19 protein-coding genes are annotated in these 25,204 nt (G+C 59.6%); 6 read left to right on the top strand and 13 right to left on the bottom strand.

What is annotated here, in order from left to right:
• Positions 1-307 precede the first annotated feature (307 nt).
• Entirely contained in the window at positions 308-985 is a 678-nt protein-coding gene (locus tag M0D69_RS30810; RefSeq protein WP_301785633.1) for a heavy metal response regulator transcription factor, read from the top strand.
• Positions 985-2,391: a heavy metal sensor histidine kinase gene (locus tag M0D69_RS30805; RefSeq protein WP_301785632.1), complete on the top strand. Its 1,407-nt coding sequence runs from the start codon at positions 985-987 to the stop codon at positions 2,389-2,391. Before M0D69_RS30810 ends, M0D69_RS30805 begins: the two co-directional genes overlap by 1 nt.
• Here M0D69_RS30805 and M0D69_RS30800 read toward each other — a convergent pair.
• The 3 genes from M0D69_RS30800 to M0D69_RS30790 are packed head-to-tail and all read right to left on the bottom strand — an operon-like array spanning position 2,372 to position 8,234.
• Positions 2,372-3,808 carry an efflux transporter outer membrane subunit gene (locus tag M0D69_RS30800; protein WP_301785631.1) on the bottom strand — a complete coding sequence of 479 codons (1,437 nt, stop codon included), beginning with the start codon at positions 3,806-3,808 and terminating at the stop codon, positions 2,372-2,374. The genes M0D69_RS30805 and M0D69_RS30800 overlap by 20 nt on opposite strands.
• Before the next feature lie 11 nt (positions 3,809-3,819).
• Positions 3,820-5,019, bottom strand: a complete 1,200-nt coding sequence (locus tag M0D69_RS30795) for an efflux RND transporter periplasmic adaptor subunit (RefSeq protein WP_301785630.1) — start codon at positions 5,017-5,019, stop codon at positions 3,820-3,822.
• 23 nt (positions 5,020-5,042) lie between these two features.
• Positions 5,043-8,234 (bottom strand): efflux RND transporter permease subunit, encoded by a 3,192-nt coding sequence (locus tag M0D69_RS30790; RefSeq protein ID WP_301785629.1) that lies wholly within the window; start codon positions 8,232-8,234, stop codon positions 5,043-5,045.
• A 280-nt stretch (positions 8,235-8,514) separates the two neighbouring features.
• Here M0D69_RS30790 and M0D69_RS30785 point away from each other — a divergent pair, with 280 nt between their 5' ends.
• Positions 8,515-8,826, top strand: a complete 312-nt coding sequence (locus M0D69_RS30785; RefSeq protein ID WP_367619780.1) for a DUF4148 domain-containing protein — start codon at positions 8,515-8,517, stop codon at positions 8,824-8,826.
• Positions 8,827-8,978: 152 nt separating this feature from the next.
• On the opposite strand, the gene M0D69_RS30780 is transcribed toward M0D69_RS30785, so the two are convergent.
• Complete coding sequence (locus tag M0D69_RS30780) at positions 8,979-9,839, bottom strand: MIP/aquaporin family protein (RefSeq protein ID WP_301785627.1); 861 nt, start codon at positions 9,837-9,839, stop codon at positions 8,979-8,981.
• Positions 9,840-10,028: 189 nt separating this feature from the next.
• The gene (gene glpK, locus M0D69_RS30775; protein ID WP_301785626.1) at positions 10,029-11,528 is read right to left on the bottom strand and encodes a glycerol kinase GlpK; all 1,500 of its coding nucleotides are present in this window, start codon (positions 11,526-11,528) and stop codon (positions 10,029-10,031) included.
• Positions 11,529-12,171: 643 nt separating this feature from the next.
• Between glpK and M0D69_RS30770 the strand changes: the two genes are divergently transcribed.
• Positions 12,172-12,654, top strand: a complete 483-nt coding sequence (locus M0D69_RS30770; RefSeq protein ID WP_367619778.1) for a hypothetical protein — start codon at positions 12,172-12,174, stop codon at positions 12,652-12,654.
• A 97-nt stretch (positions 12,655-12,751) separates the two neighbouring features.
• Here M0D69_RS30770 and M0D69_RS30765 read toward each other — a convergent pair whose 3' ends face one another.
• Positions 12,752-13,957 carry a multidrug effflux MFS transporter gene (locus M0D69_RS30765; RefSeq protein WP_301785625.1) on the bottom strand — a complete coding sequence of 402 codons (1,206 nt, stop codon included), beginning with the start codon at positions 13,955-13,957 and terminating at the stop codon, positions 12,752-12,754.
• Between the two features lie 174 nt (positions 13,958-14,131).
• On the bottom strand, positions 14,132-14,860 hold the full coding sequence (locus M0D69_RS30760) for a DUF899 family protein (RefSeq protein WP_301785624.1): 729 nt from the start codon (positions 14,858-14,860) through the stop codon (positions 14,132-14,134).
• Positions 14,861-15,254: 394 nt separating this feature from the next.
• Here M0D69_RS30760 and M0D69_RS30755 point away from each other — a divergent pair, with 394 nt between their 5' ends.
• Positions 15,255-16,460, top strand: coding sequence for a peptidyl-alpha-hydroxyglycine alpha-amidating lyase family protein (locus tag M0D69_RS30755; protein ID WP_301785623.1), 1,206 nt, complete (start codon positions 15,255-15,257; stop codon positions 16,458-16,460).
• A gap of 744 nt (positions 16,461-17,204) precedes the next feature.
• On the top strand, positions 17,205-18,566 hold the full coding sequence (locus tag M0D69_RS30750) for an MFS transporter (protein ID WP_301785622.1): 1,362 nt from the start codon (positions 17,205-17,207) through the stop codon (positions 18,564-18,566).
• A 466-nt stretch (positions 18,567-19,032) separates the two neighbouring features.
• On the opposite strand, the gene rfbD is transcribed toward M0D69_RS30750, so the two are convergent.
• From rfbD to M0D69_RS30720, 6 genes are all read right to left on the bottom strand, one after another.
• Positions 19,033-19,926, bottom strand: a complete 894-nt coding sequence (gene rfbD / locus M0D69_RS30745) for a dTDP-4-dehydrorhamnose reductase (protein ID WP_301785621.1) — start codon at positions 19,924-19,926, stop codon at positions 19,033-19,035.
• 10 nt (positions 19,927-19,936) lie between these two features.
• On the bottom strand, positions 19,937-20,488 hold the full coding sequence (gene rfbC, locus M0D69_RS30740; RefSeq protein WP_301785620.1) for a dTDP-4-dehydrorhamnose 3,5-epimerase: 552 nt from the start codon (positions 20,486-20,488) through the stop codon (positions 19,937-19,939).
• Positions 20,473-21,366 carry a glucose-1-phosphate thymidylyltransferase RfbA gene (gene rfbA, locus M0D69_RS30735; RefSeq protein ID WP_301785619.1) on the bottom strand — a complete coding sequence of 298 codons (894 nt, stop codon included), beginning with the start codon at positions 21,364-21,366 and terminating at the stop codon, positions 20,473-20,475. The genes rfbC and rfbA overlap by 16 nt, the downstream gene beginning before the upstream one ends.
• Before the next feature lie 12 nt (positions 21,367-21,378).
• Positions 21,379-22,458 carry a dTDP-glucose 4,6-dehydratase gene (gene rfbB, locus M0D69_RS30730; protein ID WP_301785618.1) on the bottom strand — a complete coding sequence of 360 codons (1,080 nt, stop codon included), beginning with the start codon at positions 22,456-22,458 and terminating at the stop codon, positions 21,379-21,381.
• A gap of 73 nt (positions 22,459-22,531) precedes the next feature.
• Positions 22,532-23,635: an HlyD family efflux transporter periplasmic adaptor subunit gene (locus tag M0D69_RS30725; RefSeq protein ID WP_301785617.1), complete on the bottom strand. Its 1,104-nt coding sequence runs from the start codon at positions 23,633-23,635 to the stop codon at positions 22,532-22,534.
• A gap of 3 nt (positions 23,636-23,638) precedes the next feature.
• Positions 23,639-25,204 carry an efflux transporter outer membrane subunit gene (locus tag M0D69_RS30720; protein WP_301785616.1) on the bottom strand — a complete coding sequence of 522 codons (1,566 nt, stop codon included), beginning with the start codon at positions 25,202-25,204 and terminating at the stop codon, positions 23,639-23,641.

Here is a 25,204-nt window from a genome sequence, read left to right as displayed (position 1 = left end):
CACAGTGGCTAATAGTGATAAAGAGAACAGCCAGAATAGACCGGCCACGGACGCAGAAAGCAGCAACCCAGCATCACCCCCGACCGCCAACCCCGAAACCGCCAACCCGCAAAACCCCACCCCACCCCGACCACCAGCGCCAGGACCCAACAAACCCGTCCACCGGCACGAGCGAAAACCAACCACCCGCACGGCTACGCTGATTGCCTTCAGTCGTCAACCCAAGATAACGTATTTGTAATCGCGCCCCGCCGTCTTCGGCGTAAACTGCCAGTAGCACATATCAGCCCCAGATCCAGGCGGAGCCATGAAAATACTGGTCATCGAAGACGAGCAGAAAGCAGGGTTGTACCTCAAGAAAGGGCTTGAAGAATCAGGCTACGTGGTCGACGTCGCAAGCGACGGCGCAACGGGCCTGATCCAGGCGCAGGAAGAGGACTACGACGTAATCGTGCTCGACGTCATGTTACCCACCATGGACGGCTGGACGGTGCTCAAGACCTTGCGCGCAAGCAAGGCGACGCCGGTCCTTTTCCTGACCGCCCGGGACGACGTCAGTGACCGCGTGCGCGGGCTTGAACTAGGCGGCGACGACTACCTCGTCAAGCCTTTCGCTTTCGTCGAACTGCTGGCGCGTGTGCGTACCCTCGCGCGGCGCGGCCCGCCGCGCGAGAGCGACCTGATCGTGGTCGGCGACCTGGAGATCGACGTCATCCGCCGCAAGGTCCGGCGTGGCGGCAAGCGCGTCGACCTGACGCCGCGCGAGTTTGCCCTGCTTCAGCTACTGGCAAGAAGGCAGGGCGAGGTGCTGAGCCGAACGCAGATTGCGTCCTATGTCTGGGACATGAATTTCGACAGCGATACCAACGTGGTCGAGGTCGCGATTCGCCGGCTGCGCGCGAAGATCGACGACGACTACGACGTGAAGCTGATCCAGACGGTACGCGGCGTGGGTTATGTCATCGACCTGAAAGAGACTGGTTGATGCGTGCCCGCTCCTTGACGGCCACGCTGGCTTTTGTATTTGCCGGGACGACACTTGCGGTCTTTGCGCTAGTCGGCACCTTTGTCTATCTTGCGCTCGAACACCAGGTGAAAGCGCAAGATGACCTGGACATTGTGCTCGCGGCGCGTCACACGCGACGCCTTGCAGAGGAACTGGACACACTCGCAGACGTTCGCGTCTACAGCGAACGCCTGACGAGCCAGGTGCTGGGAAACGGGGCGTTGTCGGTGGAGGTGATCGACCCTGACGGGCACCTCCTGCTCGAACATAACGTCCCCAGTGTGGCCAGTTCTGTTGTACCGCCGGTGAAGCGCGCCGCGGCATTGCAACAGATCACGGAGGCGCTCATCGCGGATTCGATTTCTGCCGACGGCTTGCCGATACGCAGCGTTGCAGCGGACGCCGTGCTTCAGGATGGCGCGGTCGTAACGATCATCGTGGCGCGCAACATGCACGACCGGTGGTTGTTGCTCGACCATTATCGCGATCGCCTGCGCGCGGCGGGAATTGCCGGCATGCTGATCGCATTCCTCATGAGTTATCTCCTGGTTCGCCAGTCGCTCAAACCGTTGCGCGATATCGCGAGAAGCGCGGGCAATGTAACGGTCGACAAGCTCAGCACCCGCATCAAGGTTGACAACGTTCCCCAGGAATTGGGCTCGCTGGTGACGGCACTGAATACGATGCTCGGCGGCCTTGATAGCGGCTTCCAGCGACTCTCGCAGTACACCGCCGACCTCGCGCACGACATGCGTACGCCGCTCGGCAACCTGCGTGGTGCGACCGAAGTTGCGCTCGCGCGACCGCGTTCGAGCGAGGAATATCAGGCGCTGCTTGCGTCGAATCTGGAAGAGTGCGACCGCCTGTCGCGCATGATCGAAAACGTGCTGTTCCTTGCCCGTGCCGAGCATCCGCAATTCGCCAGGAATACGCGTGAGTTCGACGTGGAAGCAGAATTGCAGAGGATTGCAGAGTACTTTGAAGGCATTGCCGAGGACGCAGGCGTGCACATTCGTGTGATCGGTAGCGGGCGGCTAAAGGCCGACGTCGAACTGTTTCGTCGTGCGGTCAGCAATCTGCTCGCAAACGCCGTCCGTTACACGCCGCGCGACGGCGAGATCACTTTGCAGGTGGCCGAGAGCGCCGATAGTCTGCGCGTTACCGTTGCGAACCAGGGAACCCCCATTGATCAAGCGCTGCTCGAACGCATCTTCGACCGGTTCTATCGTGTCGATCCGTCGCGCACCAGCGGCGCGCCTTCGAGCGGATCGACCGGCCTGGGACTCGCCATCGTGCGAACGATCATGGAGCTCCATGGCGGCACCGTCCACGCCGAAAGCGACGCGGGCGGCACGCGGTTCATCCTTACGTTTGCCCGGACGTGAGTCCTTGCCAACCACCGCCCAGCGCCTTCAATAACAACACGCTTGCATCAAGCCTGCGTGCGTCGATCTGGTCCGCGGTGCGTTGGTTTGTCAACGCGATGGTCTGGGCAGTTACTACATCAAGGTAGCTCACCGCACCCGCCTGAAACCGGTTGGTCGTGAGTTTCAATGCAAGCGTTGCCGCCGATGTCGCACGCTGCTGGCTCGCCGCTTCGCTCTCCAGCGAGTGCAATGCCGACAGATTGTCCTCGACCTGCTGGAAGGCCACGAGCACGGTCTGCCGGTAATCGGCGACCGAGCCGTCGTATTGCGCATTGGCGCCCTTTAGCGTGGCATCGCGCCGGCCGCCGTCGAAGAGCGTACCGACCAGTTGCGGACCGATCGACCAGAAGAGACTGGGAGCCGTCAGCCAGGGCGCAAAAAACGTGCTTTCCAGGCCGGCGCTTGCCGATAGCGCGAGATCGGGAAAGAACGCGGCATGAGCCTCGCCAATCTGCGCGTTGGCGGCGAACACGCGGCGTTCGGCGGCGGCAATATCGGGGCGTCGTTCGAGAAGCTGCGAGGGCAGGCTGGCCGGAATGGCCGGCACTGCGAACGACTCCAGCTTTGGAGGAATCGAGAAGGTCGATGCCGGTTCGCCAATCAACGTGGCGATCGCGTGCTGCAGTTGTGCGCGCTGGACATCGATATCCGTATCCTGTGTCCGTGTACTTTCCAGTTGGGTCGCGGCTTGTGCCACGGCTGAGGCATCGATTGCGCCGTTCTTGAGCTGGTCGTTCAGGATCCGCAACGCGTCGGCATAGGCGGTCACGGTGTCGTCGAGAAGTTTCTTCTGGGTATCGAGTGAACGCAGGTCGAAGTAATCGACGGCCAGGTCGCTTGTCATCGAAAGACGCACCGCTTCAAGATCGGCATCGCTTGCCTGGGCATTCGCTTGCGCGTTGACCGTTGCGTCCTTCACGCGGCCAAAGAGATCGGGTTCCCACGAAGCGTTCAAGCCGGCTGAATAATCAGGTATGGTCTTGCCCGCAAGCGAGTGGCCCTGCACGTTCTGCGATGTACGGAACCGGGTTTCCGACACGCCGGCGGTCACCGTCGGGAAGAAACCGGCCCGCTGATAGTCGACGAACGAGCGTGCCTGCTGCAACTGCGCGACTGCCTTCTTCACGGTCTGGTTCGATACATCTATACGGCTTTCGAGCTGGTTCAGCTCCGGGTCGCCAAAGACGGTCCACCACGGGCCACGCGGCTGGGTATCGGCGGGCGTGGCGGATGCCCAACCGGGGGCGCCGGCGTAGTGTGCCGGAATGGCGACGTCCGGCTTCTTGTAGTCCGGCATGGTCGAGCAAGCGGCGAGTGCTGCACTCACGCACGCAACCAGTGTCTTGCGGGTGAAGGACGAGGGTGACATGAACATGGTCGCGATCCTCACGAAGCCGACGAAGCGATCTGCACCGGCTGGCCGGGACTGATGGCGTCACCCGGATTGTCGATCACGCGATCGTTGGCGGTGAGCCCCGTCGTGACTTCCACGTGGGTGCCGAAATCCCGTCCGATGGTCACGTTCTTCAGCGCGGTCTTGCCGGTATTATCGACAACCGCGACCGTCACGCCATTGGGCCGGAAGAGCAGTGCGCTAACCGGCAAGTCGAGCGCCGGGTGTGTGTTCTGCAAGGCCAGATGCACCTGCGCGTAGGCGCCGGGCAACAGCGCGCCGTCGCGGTTGTCGACATCGACTTCCACGTGCAAAGTGCGGCTCACCGGATCGATCGCGCCCGCACTGCGCGCGACCTTACCGACGAAATGCCTGCCTGGATATTGCTGCACGCTCAGATAAACCGCGGTGCCCGGCGTGACGTAGGGCGCATCGTTTTGCGGCACATCGACGAATACGCGCAACGTATCCGTCTGCTCGATGTGAAAGAGTTCACCGGGCTGCGCGGCCAAGCCCGGTGAACTGCCTGCCGTGACCAATGAACCCACATTCACGTTGCGTACCGTGATCACGCCGTCAAAAGGCGCGCTCACGTTCTCGTACGAAACAAGCTCGGACAGGCGTTGCACATTGGCCTGAGCGGACTGCAACATGGCGCGTTTTGCCTGCATGTCGCTGACCTTGGTGTCAGTGTCCTGTTGCGCGACTGACTGCGTCTTCAGCATGTCCTGCCAGCGTTGCGCCGTGACTTTGGCGTATTCGAAATTGGCCTGTGCCGTCGCTTCGTCGGCACGAGCCTGATGAAGCTGGGCGTCGAGTTCCGGTGTCTGGATGATGGCCAGTGTTTGCCCGGCCTTTACCCGAGTACCGATATCGGCATTCCAATGCTGGATATAGCCGCTCGTGCGGGCGTAGATCGACGCATCGGCGTAGGCTGTCACGGCGCCGGGAAGCAGAAGCTCCTGGGTTGCAGGGGCGTTGCGCGGCTTGATGACGGAGACGCTCAGTGCGTTTTGCGCAGCGGTTTGCGAGGTCAGTGCGGTGCTTGCGTGCAGCCTCGGAACAATGCCGATGACAAGCAGCGCGGCAGCGATCGCACTCAATGCCAGGGCCGCCACGAAGCGTCGCCTCGCGACAGGCCTGGTCACGTCAGCCGAGGTCTGTGGTTCATGCAGGTCGTTGTGATGGTCCATTTTTCAAGCTCTTTTAAAGGCAGTCACAGGTTGGCCGGAGTGGCTTGCGCCGCCGCTTTTTCCAAGCGGCGCTTTTCGATCCACGCGTGGACCATGCCGAAGACGACCGGGACGAAAAGGAGGGTGGAGACCGTGCCGATAGCCAGGCCGCCGATCACTGCACGGCCGAGCGGGGCATTCTGTTCACCGCCGTCACCGAGACCAAGCGCCATGGGCAACATGCCGATAAGCATCGCGAGCGCGGTCATCAGGACGGGGCGGAAGCGGCTGAAACCGGCATCGAGTGCGGCGGTCAGCGGCGCCACGCCGTTCTGCAACATCTCACGCGCCGCGCTGATGACAAGAATGCTGTTGGCGGTTGCAATGCCGATACACAGGATCGTTCCGGTCAACGCGGGAACGCTGAGCGTGGTGTGCGTGGCAAAGAGCATCCACGCGATGCCCGCCAGCGACGCAGGCAAGCCGCTGATGATGATGAGCGGGTCGATCCACGACTGGAAGTTCACGACCATCAGGAGGTACACCAGCACGATGGCGAATACGAGTCCCATCCCCAAGCCACTGAACGATTCGTTCATTGACTGCACCTGGCCGCGCAGGACGATCGAAGAGCCGGGGGGTAACTGTGCCCGCGCCTGATCTACAAGCGTGGTCACGTCGGACGCCACGCCACCGAGGTCGCGTCCTTGTGCCGAGGCGAAGATATCGAGCACGGGTTGCACGTTGTAGTGCGAGACCACGGCTTGCTGCGTACCGCGCGACATCGTGCCCAGTGACCCCAGCAGGTTTTGCGGCGTCGTCGAGCCAGCGGCTTGCGTCAGCGGTACGTTCGCGAGCGTCTGCAGAGAATGAATATCGTATTGCGGCACTTCGGTCATCAACGGATAACTTACGCCGTTCTTTGGATCGAGCCAGAAGTTTGGCGTGGTCTGCGAACTGCCCGACAGTGCGATGAGCAGGTTTTGCGCAACGTCCTTTTGCGTCAGGCCAGCCTGGATCGCTTTGGTACGATCGACATCCACATTGATCGCGGGCTCGTCTCCCGGCTGCTGGATACGGGCATCGACGAGACCGCGCACCGACCGCAGTTTCTCCAGCAGATTGTTCGCAACAACGCGGTTCTGGTCGAGCTTGTTGCCGACGATCTGGATGTCGATCGGCGCGGGAAGGCCGAAGTTCAGGATCTGGCTGACGATATCCGCCGGCAGGAACGCGAAGGTGGTGCCGGGGAACGAGGTGGTCAGTACGTTGCGCAAATTGGCGACGTAGTCCGCGGTTGGTGCATGTCCTGCCTTCAGCGTGATCATGATGTCGGCATCCGCCGATCCAACCGGCGCCGATGAGTCATAGGTCAGGTTGATGCCGCTCACCGGAACGCCGATGTTGTCGAGCAAGGTGGCCTCTTCCGATTTCGGAATGACGGTGAGGATCTTCGCTTCGACTTCGTCTGCAATACGCGCGGTCTGCTCGATCCGGGTGCCGGTCGGTGCACGCATGTGCAGACGGATCTCACCGGTATCCACGGACGGGAAGAAATCGCGGCCTGTGAAGGGCACGAGCGCGAGCGAACCCAGGCAAAGCAGCATGAAGACCAGCAGGACCCGGCGGCGATTCTCGATTGCGCGGCTCAGCGTTCCCTTGTAGCCGTGACGCAGCTGTTCGAAGTGATGTTCGAATGTCATCTGGAATCGTTTCAGGAATGCGAACGGTCCACGTGGCGGCTGGCCGTTCTTCGAAGGTGCCTTCATTAGATACATCGCCAGTGTCGGGATCAGCGTGCGCGAGAAGAAGTATGACGCGCACATTGCGAACACAACAGCTTCAGCCAGCGGCACAAACAGGTAGCGGGCCACGCCTGAGAGCAGGAACATCGGCACGAACACAATGCAGATTGAGAGCGTTGAAACGAAGGTTGGCACCGCGATCTCGCCCGATCCGTTGAGGATTGCGTCATGCAGCGGTGCGCCGTTCTCCAGATGGTGCGTGATGTTTTCGATAGCCACGGTCGCGTCGTCCACCAGGATCCCGACCGCCAGCGCCAGGCCGCCGAGGGTCATGATGTTGATGGTTTCCCCGAGCGCCGAGAGCGCGATCAGCGAGGTCAGCACCGAGAGCGGAATGGTGACTGCAATGATCAGGGTCGCGCGCCAGCTGCCGAGGAACAGCAGGATCATCAGCGCGGTAAGGCATGCGGCGATCAGGGCTTCCCGAACAACACCGGTCACGGCCGACTTCACGAATACCGACTGATCGGAAAGCGGCGTGATGTGCAGGGCCTGGGGCAATCCGGCGGAGATCTTCGGCAGCATGGACTTGATTTGACTGATGATCGTCAGCGTCGACGTGCTGCCCGTCTTCTCCACCGTGAGCAGTGCGGCGCGCTTGCCTTCGCTGCGCACGATGTTGGTCTGCGGCGCGTAACCGTCGCGCACCTGCGCGACGTCGCGTACATAAACCACGCCGCCTTTGACGGTCTTGATCGGCAGGTTGTTGAGCGCCGCGACGCTGTCTGTGCTGCCGTTCATCTGCACGTTGTATTCACGCGAGCCGATCTTGGCCGTGCCGCCCGGCAGGATCAGGTTCTGCACATTGACGGCATTGACCACGTCGCTGGGCGACAAGCCTTTTGCCTGCATCGAACGGGGATCGATGTCGACCATGATCTGGCGGATCTTGCCGCCGAAGGGCAGCGGGACGGCAGCACCCTGCACGGTGGCAAGCTGAGTACGGATGAAGCTGTTGCCAAGGTCATAGAGCGTTTGCTCCGGCAACGTGTTGCTCGACAGGCCGAGTTGCAGGATAGGCACGGTCGATGCGTTATACGTAATGATGTTCGGCGGCAAGGTGCCCGGAGGCAGGATACGAAGAAGGGATTCGGCATTCGAACCGGCTTCTGCGATGGCGCGGTTGATATCGGCGCCGGGGTGGAAGAAGATCTTGATGACCGAGACGCCGTTCAGCGACTGCGATTCAATATGCTCGATATTTTCAACGTCAGAAGTGAGCGCCCGTTCGTAATTCGACGTGATTCGTTGCGCCATGTCTTGCGCGGAGAAGCCGTTGAACGACCAGACAATGCTCACCACCGGGATATTGATATTCGGGAAAATATCCGTAGGCGTACGCATGATGGCAAGCGGTCCCATTATGAACAGCAGGATCGCTAGAACAATAAAGGTGTAAGGCCTGCTCAGGGCCAGTCTGACAATCCACATGACAATTCCCGGAAGATAAGCCGCGCTTGAAAAACGGAGACTTCGTGATGTGCGACAAGTGTGGCGATCCGGGCGTTACCCTGTACTGACCGCAAGGTTACAAAGCCGTCATCTTCGGGGACAGAAGGCGGGTATGCGCAACATGACAATCTTGTCATCTGGGCGTCAGCTTCGAGTCAGGCCTTACCGCGCAGAATGAAGTCCACTCATCGCCGCTTCAAGGAAGATGAGGATAGGCTTCATTCATGGAGAGTGAAGCCACTTTTTAAAGAGGCGACTCATCATGAAAGCACTTATCTGCACAACGCTTGCGCTTGCTTTGGCTGCTCCCGCCATGTCGTTCGCCCAAACCACGGACGCTCCTGTCACGCGCGCTCAAGTGCGCGCCGATCTCATCCAGCTGGAAAACGCGGGGTATCGCCCAACCTCGGAGGACACTTACTATCCGGCGGACATTCAGGCTGCGGAAGCACGCGTGCATTCCGGCGACACGGCTTCCAGCGGGTACGGCGGAGTGGGTGAGAATGGAACGTCGACGTCGCATGCGCCGACGAGCGGAACAGCTGTGGCTCCGGTGTACAACGGTCAGTGATTCGGACGGTTGTGCAGGAGGGGCCGCGAATCGGGCGTGGCCGCGGGTGCCTGGGCCACCGATGGAAATAGCAGTGGAAACTACAGCGCGGCACAGCGCCGGACGAAGCAACGTCCGGTGCTGTGCCGCTGTTTTAGCTTGGTTTTAGCTTGTTAAGTGCGCTGTCCTTGTTCGCGGGTCTCGCCCGTGGCCTCCGCCTGCAACGCGCGCACGCGCGCCGGCAGGAAGGGGTGGATCAGCAACTGGTAAGCACCGCCGCCAATCACGCCGCCTAGCAGCGGTGCGACCACGGGGATCCACCAGTAGTTGTCGGGCGAAGGCAGTGCCGAAGAACCCCAGCCTGCGAAATACGCAAACAAGCGCGGGCCGAGATCGCGAGCCGGGTTCATCGCCCAGGCCTCCAGATACCCCATCGACGACCCAAGGATTGCCACCAGGAAACCGATCATGAGCGCACCGGCGTTGGCTTGGGGAGCCATTTCGTTGAACTGCTCGGTGATCGCGAAAATCCCGAACAACAGAAAGGCCGTCAGGATGACTTCATCGGAGAACGCATGCATGGGGGTGATGGCCAGGCCCGGATGCGTGAAGAACACGCCGGCTGCGCCGCCGTCCGCACGCGACAGGTGATGGACCGCGTTGTAATGATCGATCACCGGGCCGAACAGCGCGTAGACAATGACGGCGCCGAGAATGCCGCCGATCAGTTGCGCTACCCAGTACGGCAACACTTTCTTCCACGAGAAACCGCGAAATAGCGCAAGCGCGAGCGTCACCGCAGGATTGGCATGGGTGCCCGAGATGGAGCCGGTGACATAGATGGCGAGGGTCACGGCCAAGCCCCACGAGATGCAGACGCCCCAGTAGGCGTTCACATACGGGCTCGGATCGTATAGCACGTACATACACGCCACTGAATCGCCGAACGCAATGATGATGAGAACGGCGATAGCCTCGGATATGAGCTCGCCGACGAATTGCCTGCCGATAGGTTTTGCAATAGTTGCTGACACGAGGAGACACTCCAAAGAAGATGAACTGCGCTGCAGGAAGGACGCCAGGATGACGCGACTGAGACCNTCCGAGACCGAGACCGAGACCGAGACCGAGACCGAGACCGAGACCGAGACCGAGACCGAGACCGAGACCGAGACTGAGACTGAGACTGAGACTGAGACTGAGACTGGGCCTGAGCCCGGAGCTCAGGTGGCGTCGGCCCAGGCCTTGGCGGCATTCACTGCACGTTGCCAGCCGTGCATCTGACGCTTGACGTCCTCGGCCGCTATATCCGGCGAGAAACGACGGTCCAGCTTCCATTGACTTTGCAGTTCATTTACATCTTTCCAGTAACCGACTGCCAGCCCGGCCAGATAGGCCGCGCCCAGCGCAGTGGTCTCGCTGATCTGCGGGCGCACTACATCCACGCCGAGCATGTCGGCCTGGAATTGCATCAGGAGGTTGTTGGCAACCGCGCCGCCATCCACGCGCAATTCACCGATACGGATACCGGAATCGGCTTCCATGGCTTTCAGTACATCGATGGATTGAAAGGCGATGCTTTCGAGTGCCGCCCGCGCAATGTGTCCGGAGGTCGTGCCACGTGTCACGCCGAACAGCGTGCCGCGTGCGCGTGCATTCCAGTGCGGCGCACCCAGGCCGGCAAATGCGGGCACCATATAGACGCCGTCGCTATGCGCAACGCTGCGCGCAAGCGCTTCAATTTCATTGGCACTCTTGATGATGCCAAGTCCGTCGCGAAGCCATTGCACGACGGCGCCGCCGATAAAGATGCTGCCTTCCAGCGCGTAGTTGACCTGGTCGCCGATCTGCCATGCAATGGTGGTGACCAGGTTGTTGCGCGATTCGATCGGCTTGTCGCCCGTGTTCATGACGAGGAAACAACCGGTGCCGTAGGTGTTTTTCACCATGCCGGACTTGGTGCACATCTGGCCGAAGAGCGCCGCATGCTGGTCGCCGGCAATGCCCGCCAGCGGAATCTTCGAGGCGAATACGGTGGTCTTGGTCGGGCCGTATACCTCGGACGAGGCGCGCACTTCGGGCAGCATGCTGCGCGGAATGTCGAGCGCGTCGAGCAGTTCGTCGTCCCACTGCAGCGTATGGATGTTGAAGAGCATGGTGCGCGACGCGTTGGTGACGTCGGTGATATGCAGGCCGTGTTTCGTGAAGTTCCACACCAGCCAGCTATCGACCGTACCGAACGCGAGCCGTCCTTGCTTCGCCTTCTCACGCGCACCTTCCACGTTGTCGAGAATCCAGCGGATCTTGGTTGCGGAGAAGTAGGAATCGATAGGCAGACCCGTCTTGGCGCGGACCTTTTCCTCCAGCCCCTGCGCCTTCAACTGGTCGCAGAAGTCGGCGGTGCGGCGGTCCTGCCAGACAATGGCGTTATAGATCGGCTGACCGGTCTCGCGATCCCAGACAATGGTTGTCTCGCGCTGATTCGTAATGCCGATGGCGGCGATCGAGGCGCCGTTCAGACCCGCGCGCGTGACGGCTTCGGCGGCGACGCCAGCCTGGGTCGACCAGATTTCCTGCGGGTCGTGCTCGACCCAACCTGGTTGCGGATAGATCTGGCCAAATTCCTTCTGCGCCACCGCCACTACGTTGCCCTGGCGATCGAACACCATGGCGCGTGAACTTGTCGTGCCCTGATCGAGCGCGAGGATGTATTGATCCTGCATTGTCTTCTCCACTGGTTTTTGAATGGATCGCCGCTTCGTGCATGATGCCTCGCGACGTTGCTGACTTCTTGTTTTGACTACGGCTTCGGTAATACGGGCACTTCTACAGCATTGAGCTTTGATTGCGACGTTAAAAACAGGTGGTTGCTTTATACGGTCAAAAGGGCGGCTGCTCCTTGTTCGCAAAACAACACTGACAGGGCGCGCCGATGGCATCGCACGCAATGCCAATACGACGCTCTATAGCCAGCAGATCAGCCATTTCTCGCTGTTTCGCGATGTCTGTCCCTTGTCAATAAAAGAAAACCTATCGAACCGATAATGTTCGAATTCGAATCCTAGTGAACAAAATCGAAAATGTAAAGGCACATTTGGCGACGTGCGGCCGTGGCGTGGGCTGTGATTGTTAGTTAGTGGAAAACTCGAAAACGGCGAAGTGAAAGTTCGTGAAGGTTCGAAAGAGAACGGACATGACTTCGAATAGCGTCCGAAATGAATGAATGCTTCGAAGGAAAAGTTGAAGCCGATGTTTAGATTCAGGGGACCCAAGGCAATCCGGCAGTAATTCACGGGTGCAGGTAGAGTAAAACTCCGCGACCAAAAAGTTTGCCGCGGCTGATGCAACGTCGAGGAAGAGGCGAACATGCGGGTCACTAAACAGGTCATCAAGCGGCCCAATGAGCGGCTTACGCGGGCCATTCGCGTTGCTGCCGCAGTCGCGGCCATGTCTTTCGGGTTGTCGTCAACGCTCGCGCATGCAGGCTCGATCGATGAACAGCTGGATTGCAAATCGACGGGCCATGGATTCATCAGCGCGCTGTTGCAAAGCGGGGAGATACAGTCCAAGCCGATGCGGGTCGAGTCGAATTCCATCAACGCGTTCCGGCCTGCTCGGGGCGTCAAGCTGACGGCTTTCGATTTTCAGGTCTTTGTTGTGCTCGGATATGAAAAGGATGATCCGATCTTCAAGCCGGGCAAGGGCGACCCTATCGGGGACTCAGCGTACGGCGTGGTGGTTACGGGCTCGTCGGACGACGTCAAGGACCGCCTGCGCCAGATAGGCAGTAGCGCTACCGTTCGCGAAGTGACGCCGGTGATGACGGTAATTCTTTGTCAGTCTCACTGAAGGGCGAACCGCTAAGCACACGAGGGCATTCCTGCAAGCGTTTTGAGCGGCTCGGCAACCACGAGAGCCGAGCCGCTCAAAACGCTAAGCAGATTTGTTATTCCGCAGCAGCTGACAGCCGAGTATTTTCAGCGTGCAGGGTGAAGCGGGCGATGGCAAAGGCCATCAACGCTGAGACGGCGATCCCGATCACCATAGGCTTCGGTGCGCCGTCGGCGAAGAGGCCGGACACAGCCATCACTGCTGCGCCTACGACGAACTGCAATGCGCCCATCAGCGCCGAAGCCGTGCCTGCAATCGCACCATGACTTTCAAGCGACAAGACAGCGCTGGTCGGCAATACGAGTCCCAGGAAGCCATATCCGACAAACAAGAAAACCATCATGAGCGCGAGACTGTCGGCACCCGCCAGGAACAGCGCGGCGACGATGCTCATCGAAATCGCGAAGCCCGTAACAGCCACGCGAATGACGCGCGGCAATCCATACCTGGCGGTCAGGCGTGCGGTCAACTGGCTGAAGCCGAAGAACGCTGCCGCGTTAAGCGCGAAGCACAGGCTGAACATGGTCGGCGACAAACCATAGTGGTTGATGATCACGAATGACGCGCTCGCCAGATAGATAAAAAACGACGAGACTCCAAACGCACCGATAAAGGTCAAGCCAAGGAACGTCGGGTCGGTGAGAAGCTTGCGATAACCCTCGAATGCACTGGCCCACGAGCTATCGGCGCGATGATGGATTTCTCGCGTTTCCTTTAACTGGGTAGCCGCAAGCAGCAAGGCAAGCCCACCGGCCACGGTCAGTGCCCAGAAGACACCTCGCCAGCCAAATGCCGCGATGATGAAGCTTCCCGTAAGAGGCGCAAGCAACGGCGAAACGCTCACAACAAGCATGAGAAGCGACATGAGTCGGGTTGCATCGTGGCCGGTGTAAAGGTCCCGCACGATTGCACGCGGGACGACCATGCCGGCACACGCACCCAACGCCTGGAGCACGCGGAAACCGATCAGGACGTGAATGTCCGGTGCGAAGGCGCAGCCCACGCTGCCGATGGTAAAGATCGCGAGACCGGCATAGATCGGCATCTTGCGGCCGAAGATATCCGAGAGCGGGCCATACACGAGCTGGCACACGCCGAGGGTGATGAAAAACACCATGAGGCTCATCTGCACCGCGGCCGGGGTGGCATTGAGCGACCCCCCGATCGAAGGCAGGGCGGGCAGGTACATATCGATGGCGAATGGACCCACGGCGGTAATCAGGCCCAGCACAATGGCAAGTTGAAGAAAGCGTCGTGTCATTATTTATCGGTAGGAAAGTGTGGCGGCATTGCAATCGAAACGAGGGGTGTGCGGCTCGGCGTTTAGCCCGGGGGGTTAGCTGGGACTCGCACTCCCTCTTTTCATATCCGATGCCAACGTGCAATCAATCGGCTCACCCGCGAAGCATCTAGTCACCTCGCGCGCCAGCCCAAGTTAAACACGCGAGGCGGCGTATTCCAGTTTCGGGTACCAATCCGTGCCGCGTCCGCCGGGTGTCAGGTCAAGCATCGCCCACAGCGGCATGGGGTCCGGTGCGCCCCGCGGGTCCTGGCCGGGATCCGCTGTTTGCGGGCCCATTTCATCGCCCCAGAAGTGGCGCAAGGTACTGCCTGATCGAGTGAAAACGTTGAACGCCGGGTTGTCGCCAGCGTCGGGATCTTCGTTGGCATAGTCGCGATTGAAGCTGTTGCTGCCCGACGAATACACGCGCAAGTAGCGCCAGCCGCGCTCGTTCTTGAAGGCCACCAACCGCTCGATCGGCCCTCTCGCGATCACCGCAAAAGCGACGCGCTGCAAGATATCGGGCATCTCGCCGTCGAGTGCGCTGAGCAGTGAGGTGCACATCGGACAAGGCCGTTCGCGCTTGGGACCGAACATCCAGTTATAGGTAATCAGGGTGTCATGATCGTCGAACATTTGCGTCAGCGTGGCCGGCCCGTTCTCACCGTCGAAACGGTAGTCCTGCGGCAGCTCGCCACCGGGCGGAAGAGCCCGCCGAAGGGCCGCCACCCGCTCGATGTGCCGCCGCAACTCGATTTCTTCTGCAAGCAATGCGTTACGTGCGCTGCGATATTGCGTGCTTTCGCCCGGAAACCGGCGCGTCGACTCTGCGAGCGCCTGGGCCGGTTTTAATGTCTGCGCAGATCCGTCTAAGGAAGCCATGAATGATCTCCTCACGAGTTAAAGGAAATGGGGGCGCGATGCAGCGCATTTATTGGCGCATTGCCGAATCACCGCCCTATGAACACGACGAGCGACGCCTAAGGAAATCGACATTGCCCGCTTTATATATTTCGATGTTCGCTAAGACGCGCGCCGCAACGTAAGGGGCGAGGCTTTCACATCGGAAAGAAATGTGGGCGCGGCGATAACCGGTCTGGTTTAGCCATGGTTGGAAACGCGAGTGCGAAACGGCGCTGGTTTTGAATTCCCGATGCTTGCGCTAAGACACTAAGGCACTGAGGCTTTCGCAAAAGCATGTGTCTTAAGCGGACCCGAATTCTGCCTCTGCCACGCATGAGGTGCACTATAGTGGAATCCGCGCCGGCGTGCTCAGATGGCCACCACCCTGTCCGGCACCGTCATGAAGAACAAGAAGGAGCGTGATCCAATGATCCAGGGACATCCGATATCTTGCCCATGCTGCGGTGATCCGCAGAGCCGCCTGCTCACTCGCCGTCGTTTCCTGGCCCTCGCAGGCGAGGGCGCTGCGGCACTCGCCTTGCTGCCGCGTTCCGCTTACGCCGCCGAGGCGCCTCCGGTCATCACTTACGACTCCATCCCCGATCCACTGCACTTGCCACGCGATGTTTATTTCGGCGAGTGTTCCGGCGTCGCGCTGAATTCCAAAGGCCACATCTTCGTGCTTTCGCGCGGCAATAGCAGCGGCCCGGCCTATGGTGCGGCCGCGGCGCAGCTACTCGAATTCGCGCCCAACGGCCGCTTTGTTCGCGAGATCGGCCGCAACCTCTATGCCTGGTCTTTCGCGCACACAGTCAAGGTCGACCGCGAGGACAATATCTGGGTGACGGACAAAGGTTCGGACATGGTGATCAAGTTCACGCCGGATGGCCGCGTCGCGATGGTCTTCGGCCGCAAGCAAGAGGCGGCGGACGAGGAGACCGGTCCGCTGAAGCATCCGAATCCGCCGCTTGCAGCCGAACCGGGCCGCTTCCGCCAAGTGACCGACGTGGCCTGGGACACCGAAGGCAACACCTATATCAGCGACGGTTATATCAATTCGCGCGTAGCCAAGGTCGACAAGTACGGTAACTGGCTCAAGTCGTGGGGTGAGCGCGGCACCGGCCCTGGCCAGTTCCACACGCCGCATAGCATCGCGCTCGACGCCAAGGGACTGGTCTATGTAGCCGACCGCAGCAACCGGCGCATCCAGGTGTTCGACGGCGAAGGTAATTTCCAGCGCCAGTTCACCATCGACGTGCCGGTACCTCCCGGCGCGCGGCCGGCGATTGGTTATGTGCCGGACGAGGCGGCAATAGCCGCCGGCACCTTTGCACCGGGTTCGCCTTGGGCGATATGCATCTCGCCGGGCCCGCACCAGGTGCTGTACAGCTCTGATGGATTTCCCGGGCGGATCTACAAGCTGTCGCTCGACGGCGAGGTTCTGGGGGTGCTCGGCGAATCAGGCAAGCAATTGAAGCAGTTCGGCTGGATTCACGAGATGGCCTGTCCGTCCGAGAACGTGCTGTTTGTTGCCGAACTCCTGAACTGGCGTGTACAGAAGCTGGTGCTGCATTCCTGACGGCTGCTTTGAAAGAAACTGCCGCGCGGCGATAAACATTATCCAAATCCAGAATAGTGCTTGAGAAGCGTTGTGCCACATGGATCAGAGCCGGTGGGCAGGACGCACAAACCCGCGTTTAGGGGTTGCCCCGCATAGGCAACGCCGATATCCCGCCACTAGTATCCGGGCCACGCCTTACGCGGTTCGCAAAGCGAAATTATATTCATATAGCGAACACAGGGGCCATTCTAAAAACTCAGGGAGACGAAGATCGATGACACTTTCAACATTGCTAACAGGCGGACTCAGTGTGTTCAGCGAACCTGCGTTCGCGTGAAGCAGCGTGACTTTGTACGGAATCCTTGGTACCTGAATCGAATATGTCTCGGATGCGAATGCGGCGGGGGCACCACGCGAGGTGCGAGGCAGAATCAGACGAGTTGAATGGCGCGCATTCGTCGCGCGTTCAAAAGTTATAAAGGGCGGCAACTACGCTGCGGCTCCTGGAATTCTCACAATCGCTTAGGGTTTCCAACGTGCGTGTGAGCTTGCAGGAGCGGATATGCTGACAAACCAAGCGCAATGAATGGGCGACTCTTACTAAGCGACTTAACAAACCGGCGGCAGTGCCAGACTGCTTTGCCGATTAGCCGGTTTTCGTCAGTACCGGCCATCTCGTGCGCCTGGCGCTAAGAGAGCGGCCAATAATCATACGTCGTGTGGCATGCTTGGAGACGACGTAACAAAACATAAGGAAGAGACATGAGCAGGAGTCCCGCAGTCGACGTTCAAACCTTCATCAACGAGCACCCGTTTGGCGGGTTCCAATGGCTGATCTTTGCGATGTGTTTTGTCATCGTCCTGCTGGACGGATTCGATACAGCCGCTATCGGCTTTATCGCACCGTCGCTGATCACCGAATGGAACATCAGCCGGCCGGCGCTCGCACCGGTATTGAGCGCCGCATTATTCGGACTGGCGTTCGGCGCGCTCCTCTCCGGCCCGCTCTCTGATCGCCTGGGACGCCGCATCCTTCTCGTCACCTCGGTTGTGATCTTTGGCGTCGCTTGCCTGGCTTCCTCTTTCGCCGGGGACCTGACGCATTTGACCGTGCTGCGCTTCATCACGGGACTCGGGCTAGGCGCCGCCATGCCGAACGCGGTGACGATCATGAGCGAGTTTTGCCCCGATCGCCGCCGTGCGACCTTGATCAACCTGATGTTTTGCGGCTTTCCGCTTGGGGCGGCATTCGGTGGTTTTCTCGCGGCCTGGATGATCCCCGCCTTCGGATGGCGCAGCGTCCTGCTGTTCGGTGGAGTTACGCCGCTGCTGCTTGCGGTCGTGCTGCTGCTCGCACTTCCGGAATCGGTTCGTTACCGGGTCGCCCATGCGCATCCCGTCGAAAAGATTCGTGCAACGCTTAGCCGCATCGGCCGTAGCGCTGCCGATGCCGCTTCGTTTGTCATGACAGAACATGCCCAGGCTGTTCCCGGAAAAAGCGGCATTCAGGTTGTGCTGTCGAGGCAGTACATCGTCGGGTCGATCATGCTTTGGCTGACCTATTTCATGGGACTGGTCATCTTCTACGCGTCGATCAACTGGATGCCGATCCTATTGAAGGAAGCGGGCTTGAGCCCGCAGCGTGCCACGTTGATTTCCGCACTCTTCCCGCTCGGCGGCGTGGGTGCCGTGCTGTGCGGCGTCTTGATGGATAAATTCAATCCGAACAAGATCATCGCGGCATGTTATGCATTGACCGCTATCAGCGTGTATTGCATTGGTCACGCAGTCGGGAATATCAGCTTGCTGATACTCGTCGTGTTCGCCGCGGGCGTGCTGATGAACACGGCACAGTCGTCCATGCCTGCGCTGGCGGCTTCGTTCTATCCCACTCAGGGGCGCGGCACCGGCGTTGCGTGGATGCTGGGCATTGGCCGCTTCGGTGGCATTGCGGGCTCGTTCCTGGTTGCCGAACTGACCCGGCAGCATTTCACGTTCGACGGCATCTTTGCCGTAGTAGCAGTGCCCGGAGTGGTGGCATGCGTCGCATTGCTGATCAAACAAGCCGTTCAACCGCGATCCACACCCGTCAAGGCTAGCGATATACAACCTATGTCGCACTAGCAGGCGGTGCTTGCTTCGGGGCCGGCCTATTTGTCCAAGCTCAGTCCCAACCAATCGGCGAGCGCGGCCTTAGTCGCGGGATCGCCTGGCGGTTGACCCGCCACGGTTGCACATGACGCACGGAAAAAAACCCGCGCCTCTCTCGAAGACGCGGGTAAAAGCTTACGGAGCGTCGCCCGCCTGGACGAGGGGGACCCGGCGAGGACGTGACCCAGCATAGGCGTTTTCGTGTGAAACGTGTCTTTCTACATATATCGGTTCCTTACCGGCCTGGTCCAGACGTTTTGAGCAGGAACATGCTTAAGGCTTGGTATAAATAAGGAACAGTTTTTTTGATTTAAAGAGAACATCAATTCGTAGTGCATTCAAATCCTTACTCAAGATAACGGAGGCTTATGAAGCGGCCGGCGATCACTCGAAAACTCGCGGGATGCCATGCTAAGGCGACGTAAGACTTCTGTGCTTTTCAAATCGTTCTGGCCATGCAAAGCGTCAGTGCTTCATCCCACGCAGGGGCCTCCAGGCCAAAAGCCGCAGTCAACTTGCGGTTCGACAATATGGAGTTTGCGGGCCGCTCTGCGGGTGTCGGGTAAGACGCCGTAGCGATTGGCTTCACCACAGGTGTCTTCTCAAGCTGAGAACGTTCGAAGATGGCTTGAGCAAAACCGCACCACGAAGTTGCACCGGAAGCGCTCAGGTGATAGACCCCCGAGTACTGCGTCCACCAGTCTTGTTCACCTCTCAAAGCCTGCGACAGCACACTCGACGTCATGGCCGAAATCGTAGTGGACCATGTCGGTGCGCCAACCTGATCCGCGACGACGTTCAGCTCATCGCGCTCAGTGCCCAGGCGAAGCATGGTAGTCAGGAAATTTTTGCCGCGAGCGCCATACACCCAGCTCGTTCTAAAAATAAGATGCGCGCAACCGGACGCTGTAATCGCTTGTTCACCGGCATGTTTGCTCTTGCCGTATACGTTGCAGGCGTTCGGAATATCGTCTTCAACATAAGGGCCGTCTTTCGTGCCATCGAAGACATAGTCGGAGGAATAGTGAATGAGCGCGGCGTCAAGGCGCCGCGCTTCCTCCGCCAAAACGCCCGGCGCTTCCGCGTTGATGCGTTTGGCCAAGTCCGCTTCACTCTCGGCGCGGTCTACTGCGGTGTAGGCAGCCGGATTCACAATCAGCGCCGGCTTCACTTCGCGGACAATGTGCCGGATCTGATCCAGGTCGGTCAGGTCCATCTTGCTGCGATCAAACGCCACAACACGGCCAAGCCCTTGCAGACTGCGTGCAAGATCGAACCCGACCTGACCATTGACGCCTGTGAGCAGGATGGTTCGTTGTTCGTTGCTGATCATCCGGAGACCCTCACATAAAGTGTTCCGCATTCACAAGGCGTTTGCCGGCCGCGTCCTTGCCGGCGAGCAGCGGCTCGAAGTCGATCGGCCATTCAATTCCAATCTCCGGATCGTTCCAAAGAATGGTGCGCTCATGCAAGGGATACCAATAGTCAGTCGTCTTATAGAGAAACTGCGCAGATTCGGACAGCACCACGAATCCATGTGCAAAACCAGGCGGCACCCATACTTGCTTATGATTCTCCGCCGACAGATTTACTCCGATCCACCTGCCGAAGTTCGGCGAACGTCTGCGGATATCGACGGCGACATCGAACACTTCGCCTTCCACCACACGCACCAGCTTTCCTTGCGCATGTTCGATCTGGTAGTGCAGCCCGCGCAATACGCCGCGTGCCGAACGCGAGTGGTTGTCCTGCACGAACGCGACGTCCGTCTCTACCTGCTCGGAAAACTCTCGGGCATTGAAGCTTTCGTAGAAGAAGCCGCGCGCATCGCCGAAGACCTTCGGTTCAATGATCTTGACTTCGGGCAGCGCCGTAGCGGTTACCTGGATGGCCATGCGACTTGATCCGTGGAGAGGTTGAGCAGATATTGGCCGTACGCGTTCTTGGCGAGTGGCTTAGCGAGCTTGAGCAATTGCTCGTCGTCGATCCATTGACGCCGGTAAGCAATTTCTTCCGGACAAGCAACCACTAAGCCTTGCCGTTTTTGAAGCGTCGCAATAAAGGTCGCTGCTTCGATCAGCGAGTCGTGCGTACCGGTATCGAGCCATGCGAAACCGCGACCCATGATTTCGACATCGAGCTTTTCCCGCGCGAGATAACACGAGTTGATGTCGGTGATCTCAAGCTCGCCGCGCGACGATGGTTTGATATCGGCGGCAATGTCGCAGACGGTGTTGTCGTAGAAATACAAGCCCGTTATCGCATAATTCGAGCGCGGCTTAAGCGGTTTTTCTTCGATCGACAAAGCGTGGAAGTTCGTATCGAATTCCACCACGCCGTAACGTTCCGGATCGTTCACGTGGTAAGCGAAGACTGTTGCGCCTTGCGTGCGTGAGTTCGCGCGTTCCAGTTGTGTGACCAGATCGTGGCCATAGAAAATGTTGTCGCCGAGAATCAGCGACGACAGGTCATTGCCGATAAACTCGCGCCCGATGATGAACGCCTGCGCCAAACCATCGGGCGAGGGCTGCACGGCATACTGAATATTCATGCCCCACTGGCTACCGTCGCCGAGCATGGCTTCGAAACGCGGTGTGTCCTGCGGCGTCGAGATGACAAGCACATCGCGAATACCGGCAATCATCAGCGTCGACAGTGGATAGTAGATCATCGGCTTGTCGTACACGGGCAGCAATTGCTTCGATACCACATGCGTTATCGGATACAGCCGCGTGCCAGAACCGCCGGCGAGAATCAAACCTTTCCGCCCCATTTTTGTAGTCCCCTAATAATGTTCTGGTGTCACAGCACGCTGTGCGTAGTGGGTCTCAACCCACGTCCGGTATTCACCGGATGCGACTTCATCGGACCATGCCTGATTCTCGAGATACCACTGGACCGTCCTGGTCAATCCGGTTTCAAACGTCTCGGTCGGTCTCCAGCCAAGTTCACGCTCGAGCTTGCGTGCATCGATTGCATAGCGCCGGTCGTGTCCCGGGCGATCCTTGACGCTGATGATCTGGCTGCGATACGAACCGCTCACCTTGGGCTTAAGCCGGTCGAGCAGATCGCATAGCGTATGCACGACATCGAGGTTCTTTTTCTCGTTCCAGCCGCCGACGTTGTACGTCTCGCCGGGCTTGCCGCGTTGAAGCACTTCGCGAATCGCGCTGCAATGGTCGCCCACATACAGCCAGTCGCGCACGTTCTGGCCATCGCCATAGACGGGCAGGGGTTTGCCTGCGAGAGCGTTCGCGATCATCAGCGGGATCAACTTCTCCGGGAACTGGCACGGGCCGTAGTTGTTCGAGCAGTTAGTGGTTAGCGTCTGCAAACCGTACGTATGGTGATAGGCGCGAACCAGATGATCCGATCCGGCCTTCGTCGCGGCATACGGGCTATTCGGTGCATAGGGCGTAGTTTCGGAAAACTGCGAATCGGTGGCCGATAGCGATCCGTACACTTCGTCTGTCGAAATATGCAGGAAGCGGAACCTGGTTTTGCTTGCTTCGCTGAGCGTATGCAGATAAGAACGCACGGCTTCGAGCAACGTAAAAGTACCCACCAGATTGGTCTGAACAAAATCCGCCGGGCCGTGAATCGACCGGTCAACGTGACTTTCCGCTGCGAAATGGAGCACCGCACGTGGCGCGTGCCGCTTCATCAAGCCATCGAGTGCGGTCCGGTCGCAGATATCGACTTGAGAGAAGACGTGCCTGGGGTTGTCCCGCAGCGGCAACAGCGTCTGCAGATTGCCCGCGTAGGTCAACTTGTCCACATTCAGAACGGGCTCGTCCGATGTCCGCAGCCAGTCAAGAATGAAGTTAGCTCCAATAAAACCAGCACCGCCGGTGACCAGGATCATTTGACGTGTTCCAAGTTGTGAATGGTCGGCAAGCTGACCGGAATGTTCGAGGCGGAATCACACATGAGTTCATTTATCGGATCGATGCACTGCCAGCGGCACTGACCGGCTTGCCACCAAGATCGTGCGTATCTACCTCGACGGTTGTGGAGAGCCCCACGCGCAAGGGATGCTCGGCCAGTTCCGCGGGATCGAGCAGCACGAGTACCGGGACACGCTGCACGACCTTGATCCAGTTTCCGGTTGCGTTCTCCGGAGGCAGCATCGAAAAGGCGCTGCCTGTTCCCGGTGACAGTCCACCAATCCGGCCGTGAAACTTGACGCTCGAGCCATAGAGATCTGAGACGATCGTTGCGGGCTGACCGATCCGCATATTGCGGACTTGCCCCTCCTTGAAATTTGCCTGTATCCATAGGTGCTTGAGCGGCACGACCGTCATGAGCTGGATACCCGCGTTGACCGGTTGCCCGACCTCGACCGAGCGCTGGGCGATGCTGCCTTCGACCGGTGCAACGATCACGGTCCGTGTCACCGCGACCTGTGCAAGCTTCACTTGCTGTTCTGCCTGGACCACGGCGGGATCGGCTTCTACTGGTCCTGATCCGCTCATCGCGAGGCTGCTGGCTAACTGGCTTTGCGCCGAGGCAAGGTTTGCCCGTGCGAGCGCGACGGATTCCGTCGCGCGTGCAAAGTCTTCCGTCGATACCACTTCAACGCTCGCCCCCGAACGGGCCTTGAGCATCTGTTCGGCAAGCTTCAGTTCGGCCGTGCGGGCGTCGACGGCGGCTGCGTACATCGCGTTCGAATAGATCGCGCTGCGCGCCTGTCGCTTCGCCTGGACGAGGCGCGCTTGCGCCTGGGTCAGTGCGGCTTGTGCGTCGGTATCGTCGAGTAGCACGAGCGCTTGCCCCGCCTTCACGTATTGCGTATTACCGACGGTGACCTCGCGCACGGTACCGGCTGCATGAGCGGCAATCGGCACGACATTACCGCCGACGTACGCATTGTCGGTCTCCTCCACATAGCGACCGACGGTCCACCAGTGCGCGCCCGCAGCAAGCGCGAGCAATAACGCCATGCCGAAGAGCAGCAGGAACAGCCGGTTACGGCGTGTGATTTTTTTCCGATGCGGCGCCACGGTCGACGTTCGATCGTCAAGCAGGTTTTCTGTACTCATGCGTTAGCTGGACGAAGGAGGAATGGGGGGTGAGCTTTCACGGGGTGTCCGGTTAGCGGACCCGATCGACGAGGACTTGGTTTGTTGCGCAGGCATCGCTTCGAAGCCACCGCCTAACGAGCGGATCAGTGCGACTTGCGCGTCGCGCCGGCGTGTCGTGAGGTCGATGAGACGAAGCCGGTCATCGAGCAGTGCGTTCTGTTGCTGGAGGACATCGGTCTGGCGCACAAGGCCGCGACGATGCTGGTCCGCAACGACTGACGCAAGGTGCTCACGCGCGCTCACGACTTCCTGCTGCTCGGTGATCAGTGCGGCGGTGCTGCGTGTTGCCAGGATGGACCGGGCGACATCGGTCAGCGCTTCATTGAGCGTGCGGTTGTAGAGTGCAATCATTTCGTCTGCCTGCGCATAGTCGCCGTCGAGCTGGGCATGCAGGCGGCCGCGCTCGAAGATCGGTAGGGTAACGGCAGGGCCTAGCGCAAAGAATGCCGACGCGCTGGAGAACAGCGAGCCGATAGATAGCGACGACAATCCGCCCGCCGCCGACAGATTGATGTTCGGATAAAACGACGCACGTGTCACAGCGATCTTTGCCGTAGCGGCTTCAACACGCAGCCGGGCGGCGACTATATCCGGGCGGCGTCCGAGCAGATCGAGCGGCAGGTTCGGTGGCAGGGCGGCTTCTTCGTTGGCGCTAGCCAGCGTTGGCCGCTGCAAGGCAAGACCACGTTCCGGACCTGCGCCAACCAGGATGCCGATCTGCAATTGTGTTTGCCTGATTGCATCGTCGATCTGCTGCGCTTGTGCTCGCAACGTAGCCTGCTCTATGCGCGTAGCCTGGATGTCGTAGGTGTTGTCGATGCCTCGCGTCTGGCGCTCGCGCCGGATAGCGTCGAGTTCGGTGGTTACGCGGCGCTTTGCGTCGATGAGATCGCGGCGTTCATAGTCGCTGGCGAGGCGTACATACAGCGTGACTATCGACGTCACTATCGTGAGTTGAGCCTGTTGCGCATTGACACGCGCGGCGTCGCGCGAAGACAGAAGCGAACGCGTGAGCGCTTCGTTCTTCCCCCACAAATCGAGTTCATAGTTCGCACCGACGATCGCGCTCCCAGGCGACACCCAGGGATCGCTGAAAAGGTTGATCGGGACAGTGGTGCCCTGCACATCGACGCTTGCCGCTCCGTTGATTTCAGGCATGCGAGCTTTGTAGGCGGACAGCATGGCCGTGCCTGTCAGTCCCTCGCTCGCACCGAACTGGTCGAGTTGCGATTGGGCCTGCGCGATGCGCGCGCTTGCTATCTGGATGTCGGGATTAGCCAAGCACGCTTCGACGACGAGCGTATTCAGTTGACTGTCGTGGAACGATGCAACCCAGTTCGCTTGCGGCCACGAGCCGGTAGCGTCCGCTGCGCCATGCGGAAGCAGTTCAGCCGACGGCGTGCGCATCGCAAGTGCGTTACGTGGCGTCGTGTCGGCACAGCCGCTCGATAGAGCGATGAGCAAACCGAGCGCAACCACGCCGATGCGTTTGCGAACCTGCGCGGGGCGAATGGCGTTGATCCTCAT

Origin of the sequence: Caballeronia sp. SEWSISQ10-4 2 (assembly GCF_030464885.1) — a bacterium.
Classification (GTDB): Bacteria; Pseudomonadota; Gammaproteobacteria; order Burkholderiales; family Burkholderiaceae; genus Caballeronia.
This window is presented reverse-complemented; position numbering and strand designations above follow the sequence as displayed.

Coding starts and splice junctions, on each gene's coding strand:
- M0D69_RS30760 (WP_301785624.1), bottom strand. CDS start 14,860: ATGGCTTCCTTAGACGGATCTGCGCAGACATTAAAACCGGCCCAGGCG.
- M0D69_RS30750 (WP_301785622.1), top strand. CDS start 17,205: ATGAGCAGGAGTCCCGCAGTCGACGTTCAAACCTTCATCAACGAGCAC.
- glpK (WP_301785626.1), bottom strand. CDS start 11,528: ATGCAGGATCAATACATCCTCGCGCTCGATCAGGGCACGACAAGTTCA.
- M0D69_RS30720 (WP_301785616.1), bottom strand. CDS start 25,204: ATGAGGATCAACGCCATTCGCCCCGCGCAGGTTCGCAAACGCATCGGC.
- M0D69_RS30725 (WP_301785617.1), bottom strand. CDS start 23,635: ATGAGTACAGAAAACCTGCTTGACGATCGAACGTCGACCGTGGCGCCG.
- rfbD (WP_301785621.1), bottom strand. CDS start 19,926: ATGATCAGCAACGAACAACGAACCATCCTGCTCACAGGCGTCAATGGT.
- M0D69_RS30795 (WP_301785630.1), bottom strand. CDS start 5,019: ATGGACCATCACAACGACCTGCATGAACCACAGACCTCGGCTGACGTG.
- rfbB (WP_301785618.1), bottom strand. CDS start 22,458: ATGATCCTGGTCACCGGCGGTGCTGGTTTTATTGGAGCTAACTTCATT.
- M0D69_RS30810 (WP_301785633.1), top strand. CDS start 308: ATGAAAATACTGGTCATCGAAGACGAGCAGAAAGCAGGGTTGTACCTC.
- rfbC (WP_301785620.1), bottom strand. CDS start 20,488: ATGGCCATCCAGGTAACCGCTACGGCGCTGCCCGAAGTCAAGATCATT.
- M0D69_RS30800 (WP_301785631.1), bottom strand. CDS start 3,808: ATGTTCATGTCACCCTCGTCCTTCACCCGCAAGACACTGGTTGCGTGC.
- M0D69_RS30805 (WP_301785632.1), top strand. CDS start 985: ATGCGTGCCCGCTCCTTGACGGCCACGCTGGCTTTTGTATTTGCCGGG.
- M0D69_RS30770 (WP_367619778.1), top strand. CDS start 12,172: ATGCGGGTCACTAAACAGGTCATCAAGCGGCCCAATGAGCGGCTTACG.
- rfbA (WP_301785619.1), bottom strand. CDS start 21,366: ATGGGGCGGAAAGGTTTGATTCTCGCCGGCGGTTCTGGCACGCGGCTG.
- M0D69_RS30765 (WP_301785625.1), bottom strand. CDS start 13,957: ATGACACGACGCTTTCTTCAACTTGCCATTGTGCTGGGCCTGATTACC.
- M0D69_RS30790 (WP_301785629.1), bottom strand. CDS start 8,234: ATGTGGATTGTCAGACTGGCCCTGAGCAGGCCTTACACCTTTATTGTT.
- M0D69_RS30755 (WP_301785623.1), top strand. CDS start 15,255: ATGGCCACCACCCTGTCCGGCACCGTCATGAAGAACAAGAAGGAGCGT.